Consider the following 14,375-nt stretch of genomic DNA (forward strand, 5'->3'; position numbering starts at 1 on the left):
GTAGCCGACTGTGAGGAGGTGAGCGCATGGAGAGTGCCCCCAGCGCCTCGAAGATCGAATTCGACGGCGTGACGACGGTTCTCGGCGACGAGCCGGTGCTGCACCGGCTTCGGCTGTCGGTGCCGGACGGCCAGGTCACGGTGATCCTCGGACAGTCGGGCTGCGGCAAGACGACTCTCCTGCGGCACCTCGTGGGACTGCTGCCGCCGACGGGCGGCAGCGTCCGGCTGGACGGACGTGACGTCTGGTCGCTGACCTCGGCCGAGCTCGTCAGCGCTCGGGGCGGGATCGCGGCCGTGGTCGGCGGCTCACACCCGTTCGGCAGCCGGCTGTTCTCCTCGATGAACGTCTACGAGAACGTCGCTTGCATCCTGCGCCGTGCCGGTGCGACGGACGATGAGGTGCACGCGACCACCGCGCCGTTGATCCAGGAATTCGGCCTGGCGGCGTTCGCGGGTTCCTTCCCCGAGGAGATCCCCGCGCACGCGAGGCGCAGGGTGCTCCTCGCGCAGGCGTTGGTGTCCGGCATGCCGCTGATCGTCCTCGACGACGTCGACACCGCGTTCGATTCCCGCTACACGGGCGCCATCATCAGAGCGATCAAGTCGGTCAACGAGAAGGCGCGGGCCACGGTACTGATCACGACGCACGACCTGGACTTTGCGCGGGAAGTGGCTCACGAGGTCGCCGTCCTGTGGAACGGCAAGATCGTCTCCCACGGGCCACCGGACGTCCTCCTGCGCGGCGTGCGGACCGGCGAAGAGTTCGGCAGGCGGTTCTTCCGGACGGACCTCGCCGGGCCGCTGTGCAGGGACGTCGTCGAAGGCGGCTGGTCAGCCGGGGAGCGGAGGCGGTTCTTCGCGATCGATCCCGACCTGCCGGTGTGGTGCGTGGTCGCGCTCCTGCTGGTGGTGATCGTCTTCGTGTTCTGGTCCAGCGCGGGCACCGTCTTCGGCGGGCCGTGACAGTGGGTGATCCGTACCCGCGGAGCGTTCGCGCGGCAAAGCTCGCGGCCTTGGCCCAGGCGATCCGGATCGTCGACGACCACGGCGATCTCAACCACCGCTACCAGGCACTGATCGACGATTCGCAGGTCGTGCTGGACAGCAACCGGATCCGGTTGACGCAGGCACGGGGCCTGGCCAAGCGGCTGGTCGTCCTGGCCAGGGCGGCGGGAACCGAAATGTGGGCCGGCTGACGAGAACCGAACGAGATGTGCTGGACGCGGGCCTTGCCCAGGCTGACGGGCTCATCCGGACCGCCGATTCCGGCGCGTAGTGGCGAAGGGCCGGGATCGGCCGGAGTGTCGAGGAGTGGAAATGACGAATACCGAATGCCGGTGCCTGTGTGCCCCCGCGGGGCACCACGCGAGCAGCTGCGCGGGTCTGGCGCGCCCGGGCAAGTTCGTGCCGTTGGCCGGCGCACAGCCGTCGGTCCGCGTTCCCGCCTGTGGTCCGTGCCACCGGGCGACGGTGACCGCCGCTGTCGGCTTCATTCCGGTCCCCGCCCGGGGCCGGATGGTCGCCCGGCTGGGAATCCGGTCCAGCACCGCGCAGCGCCGGCCCGTAGCCGATGTCCGAATCCCCAGTATCGAAGGAGTCATGATGGACGAGAACACCGTGGGGCAGGCCACCGTCGCCGAGGATGTCGTGGTGGCCGAAGACCTGCTGGTCGAGGAAGTCTCGATCGACGGGATGTGCGGTGTCTACTGACGCCGGCACCTTCGATCTGGACACGGCGTGGCGGTTGGACGACCGGGTGTCGATCCGGCCCGAGCGGTTCGGGGCGCTGCTGTACCACTTCGGCACCCGCCGCCTGTCGTTCCTGAAGAACCCGGCGCTGCTGACCGTCGTCCGGTCCCTGGCCGACCACCCCAGCGCCCGCGCCGCCTGCGCGGGCGCCGGGGTGGGCCGGCTCGAGCTGCCGCGTTACCGCGCCGCGCTGGCCGCACTGGCCGCGTCGAGCATGATCCAGCCGAGGAGTCTCTGATGTCCCTTGTGGACGAATTCCAGTACGGGCTCGACGCCCCCATCTGCCTCACCTGGGAACTGACCTACGCCTGCAACCTTTCGTGCGTGCACTGCCTTTCCTCCTCGGGACGGCGTGACCCGCGCGAACTGTCCACAGCGGAATGCAAGGCGCTGATCGACGAGTTCGAACGAATGCAGGTCTTCTACGTCAACATCGGCGGCGGCGAACCCACCGTCCGGCCGGACTTCTGGGAACTCGTCGACTACGCCACCGAGCACCACGTCGGCGTGAAGTTCTCCACCAACGGCGTGAAGATCACGCCCGAGGTGGCGCGCCGACTGGCCGCGAGCGACTACGTCGACGTCCAGATCTCCCTCGACGGCGCCACCGCCGAAGTCAACGACCACGTCCGCGGCCCCGGCTCGTACGACACCGCGATCCGCGCCATGGAACACCTCGCCGACGCGGGCTTCGAGAACTTCAAGATCTCCGTGGTGATGACGCGCCACAATGTCAGCCAGCTCGACGCGTTCAAAGCGATCGCCGACCGCTACCGCGCCCAGTTGCGGATCACCCGCCTGCGCCCGTCCGGCCGCGGCGCCGACACCTGGGACGAGCTGCACCCGACCGCCGACCAGCAGCGGGAGTTGTACGACTGGCTGGTCGCCCACGGCGAGAACGTCCTCACCGGCGACTCGTTCTTCCACCTCGCCGGCTACGGCGACGGCGGCCTGCCCGGGCTGAACCTCTGCGGCGCCGGGCGGGTCGTGTGCCTGGTCGACCCGGTCGGCGACGTCTACGCGTGCCCGTTCGCCATCCACGACACGTTCCTGGCCGGCAACGTCCGCGGCGGCGGGTTCACATCGGTTTGGCGCGAATCGGAGCTGTTCACGTCGTTGCGTTCGCCGCAGAGTGGCGGCGCGTGCGAGTCGTGTTCGGCGTTCGACGCCTGCCGCGGCGGGTGCATGGCCGCGAAGTTCTTCACCGGCCTGCCGCTGGACGGCCCGGACCCGGAATGCGTGCGCGGCCACGGGGAGCTGGCCCTCGCGGGCGTTACGAGCGTGCCGAAGCCGTCGCTGGACCACTCGCACCGGCGGCGGCCGGTCCCGGTCACCATCGGGATGCGCCGCCCGCCGGAGCGCGCCTGCGACGAGAACCCCCTCGCCGGGTTCAGGCGCTGACCGTGCGGCTCGCGGATCTCACGTGGCCGGACGTCGCCGCGCGCGCGGCGGCCGGCGCGATCCTGGCCGTGCCGATCGGGGCGACCGAGCAGCACGGCCCGCACCTGCCGCTCTCGACCGACACGGACATCGCGCTCGCGCTGTGCGATCGGTTGTCGGAGAAGCGTCCGGACGTCCTGGTGGCGCCCGCGGTGGCCTACGGCTCCAGCGGCGAGCACGCGGGATTCGCCGGGACGCTCTCGATCGGCCAGGAAGCGACCGAGCTGCTCCTGCTGGAACTGGGCAGGTCCGCGTCGGAGACGTTCCCGCGGCTGTTGTTCGTCTCCGCGCACGGCGGCAACGCGGCGCCGGTCGCCCGGGCTGCCGCGCGGCTGCGGGCGGAGTCCCGGGACATCGAGGTGTTCCAGCCGCAGTGGACCGGGGACCCTCACGCCGGACGACCGGAAACGGCGCTGCAGCTGGCCTTGCGGGCGAACGCGGTGCGGATGGACCGGGCCGTCGCGGGGGATTGCAGGCCGCTGGGAGAGGTGTTGCCATTGCTGCTGAACGGTGGGGTGCGGGCGGTGACGGCGACCGGCGTGCTCGGCGACCCGACGCCCGCCACGGCGAGCGAAGGTGTGGTGCTGCTGGACCGCTTGGTCGTGGATCTCGCGTCCAGGGTGGACCGCTGGTGCTCCGCCACCGGAAGCGAACTGAGCACTCCCGGCAAGGTGGTGCCGCGATGACCGCGCGAACCGCCCTCGTCACCGGTGCGGCCCGGGGGATCGGCGCCGCGACCGTGCTGGACCTGGCCCGACGGGGCTACACGATTCTCGCGGTCGACGTTGCAACCGACGACCCGGCGCTGCCGTATCCGATGGGAAGCGGGGCCGAGCTGTCCGCCGTTGTCGAGCAGGCAGGCGGGAACGTCGAGCCCTTCGTCGCCGACGTCCGGGATCCCTCGGCGATGGCTGCCGCCGTCGCCGAGGCAGAACGCCGGTGGGGCGGGCTCGACGTGGCGATCGCGACCGCGGGCGTCGTCGCCGGCGGAGTGCCGGCGTGGGAAGTTCCACTCGAACAGGAACAGGCGGTCCTCGACGTCAACCTGAACGGCGTCGTCAACTTGGCTCGCGTCGCGGTGCCCGCGCTGCTGCGGCGGCCGCGGCCACGGTCCGGCCGGTTCCTGGCCGTCGCGTCGGCCGCCGCCACCCGCGGCCTGCCGATGCTCGCGGCCTACTGCGCCGCGAAGGCCGGGGTCGCCGGGCTCGTCCGCGCGCTCGGAGCCGAGCTGGGTGCGACCGGGGTGACCGCCAACGCCGTCAGTCCCGGGTCCACCGACACCCCGATCCTCACCGAAAGCGCCCGGCTCTACGCCCTGCCCGACGCCGCCGCCTTCGCTGCCCAGCAACCGGTCCACCGGCTCCTCGACCCTGCGGAGGTCGCCGCGGTGCTCGCGTTCCTCTCCGGGCCGGACAGCAGCGCGATGACCGGCGCAGTCGTACCGGTGGACGGAGGACTGGCTCTGTGATGCCCCTCCCGGCCGGCTTCCGGCTCGAACTCGATCAGGACACCCGCCGCCTGACCGCAGACCTGATCTTCGGCGGTTCGCCCGCGCGGGTGCTCCGGCTGACCGCGGCCGGACAAGCCGCCTGGCGAGAACTCGCCGAAGGACGGGTCTCGACGGCCACAGCCGGGACGCTCGCTCGACGGCTCACCGACGCGGGGCTCGCCCACCCTCTTCCGCCGGAACCGGACGCGCCCGCCGAACTCACGGTCGTGGTACCCGTTCGCGACCGCGCAGAGCTGCTGGACCGCTGCCTGGCCGGGCTCGACGGCCGGCACCCGGTACTGGTCGTCGACGACGGCTCCCGCGACTCCGCGGCCGTCGCCGCAGTGGCGGCCGCGCGCGGGGCGAAGCTTGTCCGCCGTTACGTCAACGGTGGCCCCGGCGCCGCGCGGAACACCGCCTTGGAGCACGTTTCCACCGAGTTGGCAGCTTTCCTGGACAGCGACTGCGTGCCGACCACGGGCTGGACCGACCGGCTCGCGGCGCACTTCGCCGACCCGTTGGTCGCCGCGGTCGCGCCCCGGGTGCGCGCCTTGGCGCCGGACACCTGGGCCGGCCGCTACACCCGGGTGGCGAGCAGCCTCGACCTGGGCGACCGCCCCGCGCGGGTCGCGCCCGGCACCCGGATGTCGTACGTGCCCACGGCCGCGCTCGTCGTTCGCCGGGCCGCGCTGATCGACGTGGCCGGCGACGGCGAGGTCTTCGATCCGGACCTGCGCGTCGGTGAGGACGTCGACCTCGTCTGGCGGCTTCACACCACAGGGTTCAGGGTTCGCTATGCGCCGGAGGTCTCGGTCGGCCACCACGAACCGGAAACCTGGCGCGGCCTGCTCGGCCGCCGGGCCCGCTACGGCACCTCTGCCGCCGCGCTCGCCAAGCGGCACCCGGACCTCGTGGCGCCGCTGGCGCTGCAGCCTTGGCCGGCGCTGGCCGTCGGGGCGTTGCTGGCCCGCCGTCCATGGCTCGCCGCGCTGGCGTTCGGTGGCTCGGTGGCCAGTACGGCCCGCACCGTACGCGCCCACGACGTGCCGACGGACGGCGTCGTGCTGGCGATGGCCACCGCCGTCCACCAGACGTGGCTCGGCTGCGGCCGCTATGGCACCCAGTTCGCGGCGCCCCTGCTCGCGGGACTGCTGGTACCGCGGGGACGAGGGCGCCGAGTCGCAGTGGCGTCTCTGCTTCTCGGGCCGCCGCTGACCGCGTGGGCGAAGAACAGGCGCGACCTCGACCCCGTCCGGTACACGGCGGCGGCGATCGTCGACGACATCGCCTACGGCGCCGGGGTTTGGGCCGGTTGCCTGAATAACCGCACTCTCAAGCCGGTTCGCCCGGTCCTCGTCCGGCGCACCCTGCGCTTCGATCAGAAGGGAAAACGATGAGCGCCACCTGGTTCGAGTCCATCGCCGAGGCACAGAGGCGCGCCAAGAAGCGGCTACCCGGCTCCGTGTACTCCGCGCTGATCGCCGGCTCGGAGAAGGGCCTGACGCTGGCCGACAACCTGAGCGCGTTCGACGAGCTGCGTTTCGCACCCCGGACCGCGGGCCTTTCCGGCACTCGCGACCTGGGTACGCACGTGCTCGGCCGGGACGTCGCGCTGCCGGTGCTGATCTCCCCGACGGGAGTGCAGGCCGTGCACCCGGACGGTGAGGTCGCCGTCGCCCGCGCCGCCGCGGCACGCGGGACGTCGATCGGGTTGTCTTCATTCGGCAGCAAGCCGATCGAAGAGGTCGTCGCCGCCAACCCGAACACGTACTTCCAGGTCTACTGGACCGGCACCCGCGACGACATCCGGCGCCGCTTAGACCGCGCCCGCGCCGCCGGGGCCGTCGGCATCATCCTCACGTTGGACTGGTCGTTCTCGCACAGCCGCGACTGGGGTAGCCCGCACATTCCGGAGAAGCTGAACTTCCGCGAACTGCTGCGGTTCGCGCCGGAAGGCATCACGCATCCGCGCTGGCTGCTGGACTACGTGCGCACTCGTCGGCTGCCGGACTTGGGCGTGCCGAATATGGTGGAGCCCGGAGAAAAGGTGTCCACGTTCTTCGGAGCGTACGGGCAGTGGATGCAGACGCCGCCGCCGACGTGGGACGACGTGGCTTGGCTGCGGTCGCAGTGGGACGGTCCGTTCCTGCTCAAGGGCGTGATCCGGGTCGACGAGGCCCGCCGCGCGATTGACGCCGGGGTGAGTGCGATCTCGGTGTCCAACCACGGCGGCAACAACCTCGACGGCACCCCGGCGACCATCCGCGCGCTTCCGGCGATCGCCGCAGCGGTCGGCGGGGAGGTGGAAGTCCTGCTGGACGGCGGGATCCGCCGCGGCAGCGACGTCGTGAAGGCGCTGTCGCTGGGTGCTCGTGCGGTGCTGATCGGCCGTGCGTACCTGTGGGGCCTGGCCGCAGGTGGGCAGACCGGTGTGGAGAACGTCCTCGACGTGTTGCGCAACGGGATCGACTCGACACTGCTGGCGTTGGGCAAGCGCTGCGTCCAGGATCTCGGCCCCGAGGACGTCGTTGTGCCGGATGGCTTCGAAGCCGAACTCGGCGGGAGCATGGCGGCTCGCGCCAAAGTAAGCGTGCCTATCGAGGACGACGAGGTGGAGGTCACGCACAGCACCTGTTAGTGGGTGCGAGTCCGAGCGTCCTGCTGGTGCCGGGCGGATTGCGGCGGGGCAGTGCTCATGCTGGGCATCACCGCGAGCTTGACCTCGACAAACGTTGATGTCAACACCGGTTGAGGTGACGGTGTAGCGTCAGATCATGTCCCCGACCACCGGAGAACGCACCGGCCGCCCCGTCGCAAGCGACGGCAGCAACAAGGAACAGATCCTGGCCTCCGCACGCACTGAATTCGCAGCCAAGGGTTTTCGTGGGGCCACGATGCGCTCGATCGCGGCCGGCGCCGGTTTCGACGTGGCGTTGGTCGCCCACTACTTCGGCAACAAAGACGGGCTCTTCGCCGCCACCATGGAACTCCCCGCCGGGACCAACGACACGCTGGCGGCAGCACTTTCCGAACCTTCACAGACGCAAGGCGACCGCCTCACCCGCGGATATCTCGCCCTCTGGGAAGAGCCGGCAACCAGGGCGCAAATGCGAGGATTGGCCCGGTCAGCCCTGAGCAACGAGACAGCCTCGGCCCGGCTCCACGACCTGTTGGCCGGCGCGACCGCCGATGCCGGCGAACTGCTGGACGGGCGCCGCACCGGGTTCAGTCTCGCGATGGCACACCTGCTCGGAGTCGCCATCGGCCGCCATCTCACCGCGATCCCCGACCTTGCCGGGATGGACTTCGGCACCCTCGTCGCCCGCACCGCACCCGCCGTCCAACTCCACCTGACCACGCCAGATCCGGGCCGGCCCCCGCGCCACGCACCCGACGGGCGACAGGCGACGCGGTAGGCCACACCACAATCGCTCAGCCATGGCATCTCGTCGATCACGGATGTCGGTCTCCTATGATCGGAGTTGCACCGTTGTTCAGTGCGGCCGGGCAGGGCGTCGTGCCCAGCTGGGCGCCTTCTCGGGTCGGGGGCCGATGCCGATGATGGTCGCGGGGAGTGCGGTCAGGACGGGTACACGGCGGAGCAACGTCAAAAGCGCGCGGGGGAGTTCGATCGTCTTGCCGTCGAGGACGGGGACCATGAGCCGGCTGTGCATGAGTCGTTGCACGGCTTGGATGACGATGGTGGGGAGGGCGCGGCGGCGCTGCACTTTGGCGAGGATGCGGTCCTCGGACTGGTGCAGAGCGCCGCGCCGCAGTGTCCCGGCGAGCAGGCGTGCGGTGGCGACGGCATCCTGCACTGCGAGGTTGATGCCGACTCCGCCGATGGGTGACATCGCGTGTGCGGCGTCGCCGATGCACAGCACCCCTGGGGCGTGCCATCGGTGCAGCCGGTCCATGCGGACGTCGAGGTGTTTGATGTCGTCCATCGCCGCGATGGCGGCGATGTCGTCTGCCAGTTCGGGAAGCAGCGCGGCGACCTCGGTCCGGAAGGCCTCGATGCCGCGTGCGCGGACCTGGCCGTCGGATCCCTTGCGGCCCAGGTAGGCGACCTGCAGGTAGCCCTCGCGGGGGATGGCGATCGCTGCGCGTCCGTTCGAGAACCGCGGCAGCAACGACTCGCCCACGTGCCGGGTGGTGGGAATGCGGAACCACCAGACATCGAGGGGGACGGGGTATTCCGTGGCGGGCAGTCCGACCTCCTGGCGAACGGTGGACCAACGGCCGTCGCAGGCGACGACGAGGTCCGCGAGAAGCCGTCCGCTTCCGGCGGGTGAGGTGTAGTCGACGCCGATGACCCGGTCGCCGTCACGCACCACTCCGGTCACGGCGTGCTCGGTCAGCAGTGTGTAGGTCGGCTCTTTCTTGCCTGCGTCGGCGAGCAGGTCCAGGAGATCCCATTGGGGCACCATGGCGATGTAGGGGTGCCGCAGGGGTAGGCGGCTGAAGTCGGCGACCACCACCGGGACATCGTCCGGCGTGGGGAACTCGGCTCGCGATATGCGGGATTGGGGCAACGCGTCGAACTGCTCGAACAGGCCGAGGTCGTCGAGCAGGTTGAGCGTGGTCGGGTGGACGGTGTCGCCACGGAAGTCGCGCAGGAAATCTGCGTGCTTCTCCAACACCGTCACATCGACACCCGCTCGGGCGAGCAGCAGTGCCAGGACGAGTCCGGCCGGGCCGCCTCCGACGATGGCGCATGTCGTCCTCGACGTTGCGGCTGGCGTCGTATCGGAGCGTGCCTCCGGCGCGGTGGGGGTCATGACGGTCCTTCCCGGTTCGATGGTCTCGCGTGCTGGTCACCCTGGTCGGCCAGCGTCAGGGGGATGCGGGCTCGCCCGGATCGTTCAGGTGAAGTTGGACGGCGGGTGCGGTGCGGGCGACGAGGGTGTCGAAGTCCATCCCGGCAAGGTCGGGGATCGCGGTGAGGTGGCGGCCGATCGCGACTCCGAGCAGGTGGGCCATGGCCAGCGCGAAGCCGGCTCGGTGGCCGTCGGGCAGCTCGTCGAAGCTCGTGGTCGCGACGGCTTCGGCCAGCAGCGTCTGCAGCCGGGCGAGCGCCGCGGCGTTGCTCAGCGCGGAACGCGCGAGCAGCTGCATCTGTGCGCTGGTCGCCGGGTCCTCCCACAGGTCGAGATAGCCGCGCGTGAGGCGCTTGCCCTGTGACGAGAGGGGGCCGGACAGCGCGGTCCTGAGCGTCCGCGTCGCCTCCTCGGGAAGGTCCATCGTCGCGACGAAGAGGCGGTCCTTGTTCTTGAAGTAGTGCCCGATCAGGGCGACGTCGAAGCCTGCTCGAGCTGCGATCGAGCGCAGCGTCGCCCCCCGGAAGCCCTTGGCCGCGAACTCGTGGCGCGCGGCGGCGAGGATGCGTGAGCTGTTCATGCCGGCGCTGTCGGCGGGGCGACCGGTCCGTAGCCCTGGGTCACTCATGGGTGAAGTCTAACATTCGATCTCAACAGCTGTTGACTTCAACGCCTGTTGAGATGACGATGGTGATGTCGGCAAATGACTCGAGCGGAGAAGGGACCGGCGGTGAGGTTCTTCATTCGTCACTGGTATGACGTCGGGGGAGTGCTGGTCGTCCCCGCTGTGTTGTGGGCGTGGCTGGGAGACTGGTCGACCGTGCAGCTGATCCTGTTGCTGAACTTCGCGGTGATCTTGATCCACCAGTTCGAGGAGTACCGGTTCCCAGGCGGTGAGCCGTGGATCCTCAACGAGGTCTTCAACCCCAAGGGCGGGCCAGTCGACCGGTACCCGCTCAACCAGCTCAACGCGACATTCATCAACGTGCTCGCGTGGCCGTTCTACTTGGTGCCGGTTTTTCTGCCAGATCAGGTTTGGCTCGGCCTGGCCCCGGTGCTGTTCGGCATGGTCGGGCAGCTGGTCGTGCACGGGATTCAGACGAACATCAAGCTCAAGTGGTTCTACAACCCGGGGCTGGCGGCGGTCGTTCTCGGACATGTCCCGCTGGGCATCTGGTACCTGATTGAGGTCTACCAGCAGAACATGATCAACGGATGGGACTGGGTGTTCGCTGTCCTCTACATTGCCTTCTTCATCGGCGTGATCATGATGCGCATCGGATACGGCCTGCTGTCGCCACGCAACTCCAAATACCCGTTCGACCGCGTCGAGATCGAGCGGTGGGAGCGCGAGCGGCGGCTGCGCCGGGCCGGTATCGCTCCGGAACCCTTGCCGGTGGCCGAACATGCGTGATGCAGCAGGGAGGCGCAGGCCGGGTCCGGTCGTGTGCGATGGGCGAACCGGCCCGACTGGCCGTCTGCGCTGAAGTACAGGCCGCGGTTCGCCCTTCCTGCGAGGAGTTGACACCGAGACGGTCGCCGAAGCCTTCGTTCGTGCGAGGACGTGCACGGCGTCCCAGCTGGAAGCTGCTGCCTGCCAACGAAACGCTAGGTGGCGATGGGATGGAGCGGCCATGGGCGCTCGTCCCGGCAGCCGCTCGATGAAATGTCACGTTGTAAGTGGATCAGCCATCGCAGGTGGCTGATCAGTGCCGGAGTCAACCACTCGCGCAACTTGTGCCTTATCTCCACGACGTTCGTGGATCTCGCGGGAGCTATCGCGACCGCGTGGACCCGGCTCTCACTCGTCTGCCGCGATGCCATGCAAAGGAGCACGCTCGTGATCGAAACCTGGGGCTTCTACTTCTTCACCTCGGGCCGGGTGAATACTCCGGACCACCCCGTTCCGCCCGCGGACTTGCAGGCGACCTTCGACCGGTACCTGGACCTGTGGGCCGCTTGCGAAGAGTTCGGGTTCGACGGACTGGCCTTCGCCGAGCACCATTTCAACCCGATCAGCCTGTCACCCTCCACGCACCTGCTGATCGCGGCGCTGGCGCGGGTGACGAGCAGGATGCGCTTGACCAGCCTGGGCAGCGTGCTGGCCCTGCACGACAGCCGTCGCTGGGTCGAGGAGGTCGGCATGCTCGACTACCTCACCGGCGGCCGGTTCGAGCCGGGCATCGCGCCCGGCGCCGGGGACGCCGAGGCGGTCATGGCCGGCATCCCGTCCGAGGAGGTCCGCCCCCGCTACTACAGTGGCGCCGAACTGCTGGCCAAAGCCGTCGAAGGGCCGACCGTGACCCATCACGACGCTTTCTACAACTTGGAGCGGGTCCCCCTGGTTCCGCGAATGCGTCCGGAGACAGGCCGCGCCCCGTGGGTGACGGTCATGTCGCCGGACTCGGCTGCGTGGACCGCCGAGCGCGGCTACAAGCTGTGCACGTCGTGGATGCCCACCCCGGCGGCCGCCGCGCTCGCCACTCGCTATCGGGAAGCTGCTGATGCCGCCGGGCGCACCGTGGTCCCTTCGATGCTGGGGCTGCGCCGGCGGGTGTTCGTCGCCGACTCCGACGCCGAGGCGCAGGACCGGTACGCGGCCGCGCTGGACTTCGTGCTGGCCAGCGTCGGCCAGGCCTTCGAGACCGCCGACAGCACCGTTCGATCTTTCATGATGAATCCGGACGACTTCGTCATCGGCTCGGCCGCGACCGTCACCGAGAAGCTCGTCGAACAATGCCGCGCCGGCGGCTACGGCGCGATCATGGCCTTCACCGACTTCGCCGACTTCGGGCACGAGGCCCTGGTCCGCTCGCACGAGCTGATCGGCCGCAAGGTCGCCCCAGTCTTGCGGACCGTCGACATCGGCGTGCCGGTCGCGGAGGTCTGATCGCGATGACTGCCGTACACGCGTTCGAGAGCGCCGTCTATAGCCAGACCGGCCCTTCCGAACTCGCTCTCGATGTCTTCCGGCCTGTGACGAACAGTCACCGCTGCGCCGTGCTCGTCCTGCACGGCGGGGGCTGGCGGGCCGGCGCCAAGGAGTTCGTGCACTCCCGGGCCGCCGCGCTCGCCGCCGCCGGGTTCACCGCAGTGGCCGTGCAGTACCGCCTGCTCGACGCCGCGCCCTGGCCCGCGTCGCTGGTCGACGCCACCGCGGCCCTCGACTGGGTGCGGGCCAATGCCGAGCACCTCGACGTCGAACCCGCACGGGTCGTCGTGCAGGGTCACTCCGCCGGTGCCCACATCGCCCTGATGACCGGCACCCTCGCACCGGAGGTGAGGCCGGCGGCGATCGTCGCCTACTACCCGCCGATCGGCTTCTACCCGGCCGCCGCGCCACCGCCCCTCGAGCCACCGCCCACGCTCCCGATCGAGCTCGACGCCCTCGGTCGCGTCCCCAGCTGGATGCTCTTTCCCGACGGCGCCACCACCGCCGAGCTCGACGCCGCGAGTCCGATCGCGTTGCTGCACACCGCGTTCCCGCCGACTGTCGTGTTTCACGGCACCGCCGACAAGGCGCTCAACCCGCGGTCGAGCGTCGCGCTGCACCAACGCCTGGTCGAGCTCGGTATTCCCAGCGACCTGCACGTCTACGCCGACCGCGATCACGAGTTCGACATGGCCCCTACGCTGACGACCGCGACCGTCGCCGCGACCGAGTCCTTCCTGCAGCGATTGGTCACTGACCGCGCGAACAGCGATGCGGAGGCGCGCCGCCACGGCTTTCCCCCGGCAGTCCCAGACAACCCTGGGCCTGAGGCATGACCGCCGACGCCGCTGCTCGGCGGCAGGCATGATCGAGACGATGGTCGTTGCGGCCGCAGCAGGTGAAGCGGCTTTCGCGGGGCGAGAGCTGACGGCCGATTCGGCCAGGACGTCTCCTCGGCGATTTCACGCCGGTCGGTGTCTTCAGGGCTTCTCGTCGGGGGCTTTGCCTCCACCAGGGAGTTCTCACGAGTGGTGATCGGAGTCGCCGGGGACTGCTCCACAGGCGACAGACGAGGGCCGCGTCCATCGTCTTGAGATCAGCGGCAACCAACCGCCGGCCGCGGTGGAGGTGATCCGGGTAGCCGTCGGTCAAGTCGAGCGTGCCTTGATGCTCGGATACAAGGAAGATCCGGCGCGAACGGCCGACGCGATGGGTGAACGTCCGGTGCGCGCCGGGGACGAGCTTGCGCCCGTACCCGGTCGACACCGTGCCCGAGAGATCCTGTTCGGACACACCGGCTTGCGCCAGGGCGGCGTCGACGGCCTTCTGCATCCCCTGCCTGCTGACGGCGCCCATCTGGACGACGCTCTGGCCCACAACGGACCCGTGATCGTCCACAACCACCACCTTCGCCGTGGTCGAGCCGAGGTCCACGCCCAGGTGGTGGCCGGTCACGAAACGGCCTACCGCTGGGAACCCGCGGGAGCGCCGGCCGGCGTCCTGCAGCTGACCCACGGGATGGGCGAGCACGTCCTGCGCGACGACCGGGTGGCGCGCGCGTTCGCCGAGCGCGGGTTCGTCGTCTACGGCCAGGACCACCGCGGTCACGGCGCGTCCATGGCGGCTGTGCCGGGTGACCTCGGGCCGGACGGGTGGGCGGCGCTGGTCGGCGACATCGGAGCCCTTAATGCCCGGATCCGCGACGAGCAGCCGGGGCTGCCGGTCGTGTTGCTCGCGCACAGCATGGGCTCGTTCGCCGCGCAGCAGCACCTGCTCGACCACTCCGCGGACGTGGACGCGGTGATCCTCACCGGCACGGCGGCGCTCGACGTCCTGGAGCCGGCGTTGGATCTCGACCAGCCGCTGGACCTGGCCATGTTCAACCGACCACGAGCATCGCGATGCCGAACGGAACAGAATCAAGCGGTCTCGTGATCCGCCGT

General features: G+C 69.9%; 17 protein-coding genes. 14 read left to right on the plus strand and 3 right to left on the minus strand.

From position 1 onward, the window contains the following. Positions 1-26 precede the first annotated feature (26 nt). The 10 genes from ACZ7OH_RS27065 (at position 27) to ACZ7OH_RS27110 (ending at position 8,096) form a co-directional block, all read left to right on the plus strand. Positions 27-965 (plus strand): ATP-binding cassette domain-containing protein, encoded by a 939-nt coding sequence (locus ACZ7OH_RS27065; RefSeq protein WP_470283351.1) that lies wholly within the window; start codon positions 27-29, stop codon positions 963-965. A 50-nt stretch (positions 966-1,015) separates the two neighbouring features. Continuing rightward, positions 1,016-1,198 carry a hypothetical protein gene (locus ACZ7OH_RS27070; protein ID WP_470283352.1) on the plus strand — a complete coding sequence of 61 codons (183 nt, stop codon included), beginning with the start codon at positions 1,016-1,018 and terminating at the stop codon, positions 1,196-1,198. Positions 1,199-1,604: 406 nt separating this feature from the next. Next, positions 1,605-1,712 (plus strand): mycofactocin precursor MftA, encoded by a 108-nt coding sequence (gene mftA, locus ACZ7OH_RS27075; protein ID WP_470283353.1) that lies wholly within the window; start codon positions 1,605-1,607, stop codon positions 1,710-1,712. Then, positions 1,702-1,989, plus strand: coding sequence for a mycofactocin biosynthesis chaperone MftB (gene mftB / locus ACZ7OH_RS27080; RefSeq protein WP_470283354.1), 288 nt, complete (start codon positions 1,702-1,704; stop codon positions 1,987-1,989). The genes mftA and mftB overlap by 11 nt, the downstream gene beginning before the upstream one ends. After that, positions 1,989-3,152: a mycofactocin radical SAM maturase gene (gene mftC, locus ACZ7OH_RS27085; RefSeq protein ID WP_470283355.1), complete on the plus strand. Its 1,164-nt coding sequence runs from the start codon at positions 1,989-1,991 to the stop codon at positions 3,150-3,152. Before mftB ends, mftC begins: the two co-directional genes overlap by 1 nt. Positions 3,153-3,154: 2 nt before the next feature. Continuing rightward, the gene (gene mftE, locus ACZ7OH_RS27090) at positions 3,155-3,877 is read left to right on the plus strand and encodes a mycofactocin biosynthesis peptidyl-dipeptidase MftE (RefSeq protein WP_470283356.1); all 723 of its coding nucleotides are present in this window, start codon (positions 3,155-3,157) and stop codon (positions 3,875-3,877) included. After that, complete coding sequence (locus tag ACZ7OH_RS27095) at positions 3,874-4,659, plus strand: mycofactocin-coupled SDR family oxidoreductase (protein ID WP_470283357.1); 786 nt, start codon at positions 3,874-3,876, stop codon at positions 4,657-4,659. Before mftE ends, ACZ7OH_RS27095 begins: the two co-directional genes overlap by 4 nt. Next, entirely contained in the window at positions 4,659-6,077 is a 1,419-nt protein-coding gene (gene mftF, locus ACZ7OH_RS27100) for a mycofactocin biosynthesis glycosyltransferase MftF (protein ID WP_470283358.1), read from the plus strand. Before ACZ7OH_RS27095 ends, mftF begins: the two co-directional genes overlap by 1 nt. After that, complete coding sequence (mftD, locus tag ACZ7OH_RS27105) at positions 6,074-7,318, plus strand: pre-mycofactocin synthase MftD (RefSeq protein WP_470283359.1); 1,245 nt, start codon at positions 6,074-6,076, stop codon at positions 7,316-7,318. The genes mftF and mftD overlap by 4 nt, the downstream gene beginning before the upstream one ends. A gap of 136 nt (positions 7,319-7,454) precedes the next feature. Continuing rightward, entirely contained in the window at positions 7,455-8,096 is a 642-nt protein-coding gene (locus ACZ7OH_RS27110) for a TetR/AcrR family transcriptional regulator (protein ID WP_470283360.1), read from the plus strand. A 78-nt stretch (positions 8,097-8,174) separates the two neighbouring features. Here the strand turns inward: ACZ7OH_RS27110 and ACZ7OH_RS27115 are convergent, their stop codons facing one another. Continuing rightward, complete coding sequence (locus ACZ7OH_RS27115; RefSeq protein ID WP_470283361.1) at positions 8,175-9,461, minus strand: FAD-dependent oxidoreductase; 1,287 nt, start codon at positions 9,459-9,461, stop codon at positions 8,175-8,177. Positions 9,462-9,516: 55 nt separating this feature from the next. Beyond that, positions 9,517-10,128 carry a TetR/AcrR family transcriptional regulator gene (locus ACZ7OH_RS27120; protein ID WP_470283362.1) on the minus strand — a complete coding sequence of 204 codons (612 nt, stop codon included), beginning with the start codon at positions 10,126-10,128 and terminating at the stop codon, positions 9,517-9,519. 102 nt (positions 10,129-10,230) lie between these two features. Here ACZ7OH_RS27120 and ACZ7OH_RS27125 point away from each other — a divergent pair, with 102 nt between their 5' ends. From ACZ7OH_RS27125 to ACZ7OH_RS27135, 3 genes are all read left to right on the plus strand, one after another. Next, the gene (locus ACZ7OH_RS27125) at positions 10,231-10,914 is read left to right on the plus strand and encodes an HXXEE domain-containing protein (protein WP_470283363.1); all 684 of its coding nucleotides are present in this window, start codon (positions 10,231-10,233) and stop codon (positions 10,912-10,914) included. Between the two features lie 204 nt (positions 10,915-11,118). Continuing rightward, a complete protein-coding gene (locus tag ACZ7OH_RS27130) occupies positions 11,119-12,390 on the plus strand; it encodes an LLM class flavin-dependent oxidoreductase (protein WP_470283478.1) in 1,272 nt (423 codons plus the stop codon). Between the two features lie 5 nt (positions 12,391-12,395). Next, positions 12,396-13,268 (plus strand): alpha/beta hydrolase, encoded by an 873-nt coding sequence (locus ACZ7OH_RS27135; protein WP_470283364.1) that lies wholly within the window; start codon positions 12,396-12,398, stop codon positions 13,266-13,268. Here the strand turns inward: ACZ7OH_RS27135 and ACZ7OH_RS27140 are convergent. Continuing rightward, entirely contained in the window at positions 13,183-13,962 is a 780-nt protein-coding gene (locus ACZ7OH_RS27140; protein ID WP_470283365.1) for a BadF/BadG/BcrA/BcrD ATPase family protein, read from the minus strand. The genes ACZ7OH_RS27135 and ACZ7OH_RS27140 overlap by 86 nt on opposite strands. Between ACZ7OH_RS27140 and ACZ7OH_RS27145 the strand changes: the two genes are divergently transcribed. Further along, complete coding sequence (locus ACZ7OH_RS27145) at positions 13,876-14,367, plus strand: alpha/beta fold hydrolase (RefSeq protein ID WP_470283366.1); 492 nt, start codon at positions 13,876-13,878, stop codon at positions 14,365-14,367. The two genes, ACZ7OH_RS27140 and ACZ7OH_RS27145, sit on opposite strands and share 87 nt — an antisense overlap. The last annotated feature ends 8 nt before the right edge of the window (positions 14,368-14,375 follow it).

The sequence above is a fragment of the Amycolatopsis sp. NPDC114478 genome (assembly GCF_055633805.1).

What these genes read in the sequence shown, in the direction of transcription:
- ACZ7OH_RS27065 (WP_470283351.1), top strand. Translation starts at nt 27, where the DNA reads ATGGAGAGTGCCCCCAGCGCCTCGAAGATCGAATTCGACGGCGTGACG.
- ACZ7OH_RS27135 (WP_470283364.1), top strand. Translation starts at nt 12,396, where the DNA reads ATGACTGCCGTACACGCGTTCGAGAGCGCCGTCTATAGCCAGACCGGC.
- mftA (WP_470283353.1), top strand. Translation starts at nt 1,605, where the DNA reads ATGGACGAGAACACCGTGGGGCAGGCCACCGTCGCCGAGGATGTCGTG.
- ACZ7OH_RS27120 (WP_470283362.1), bottom strand. Translation starts at nt 10,128, where the DNA reads ATGAGTGACCCAGGGCTACGGACCGGTCGCCCCGCCGACAGCGCCGGC.
- mftD (WP_470283359.1), top strand. Translation starts at nt 6,074, where the DNA reads ATGAGCGCCACCTGGTTCGAGTCCATCGCCGAGGCACAGAGGCGCGCC.
- mftC (WP_470283355.1), top strand. Translation starts at nt 1,989, where the DNA reads ATGTCCCTTGTGGACGAATTCCAGTACGGGCTCGACGCCCCCATCTGC.
- ACZ7OH_RS27115 (WP_470283361.1), bottom strand. Translation starts at nt 9,461, where the DNA reads ATGACCCCCACCGCGCCGGAGGCACGCTCCGATACGACGCCAGCCGCA.
- mftF (WP_470283358.1), top strand. Translation starts at nt 4,659, where the DNA reads ATGCCCCTCCCGGCCGGCTTCCGGCTCGAACTCGATCAGGACACCCGC.
- ACZ7OH_RS27110 (WP_470283360.1), top strand. Translation starts at nt 7,455, where the DNA reads ATGTCCCCGACCACCGGAGAACGCACCGGCCGCCCCGTCGCAAGCGAC.
- ACZ7OH_RS27095 (WP_470283357.1), top strand. Translation starts at nt 3,874, where the DNA reads ATGACCGCGCGAACCGCCCTCGTCACCGGTGCGGCCCGGGGGATCGGC.
- ACZ7OH_RS27130 (WP_470283478.1), top strand. Translation starts at nt 11,119, where the DNA reads ATGGGATGGAGCGGCCATGGGCGCTCGTCCCGGCAGCCGCTCGATGAA.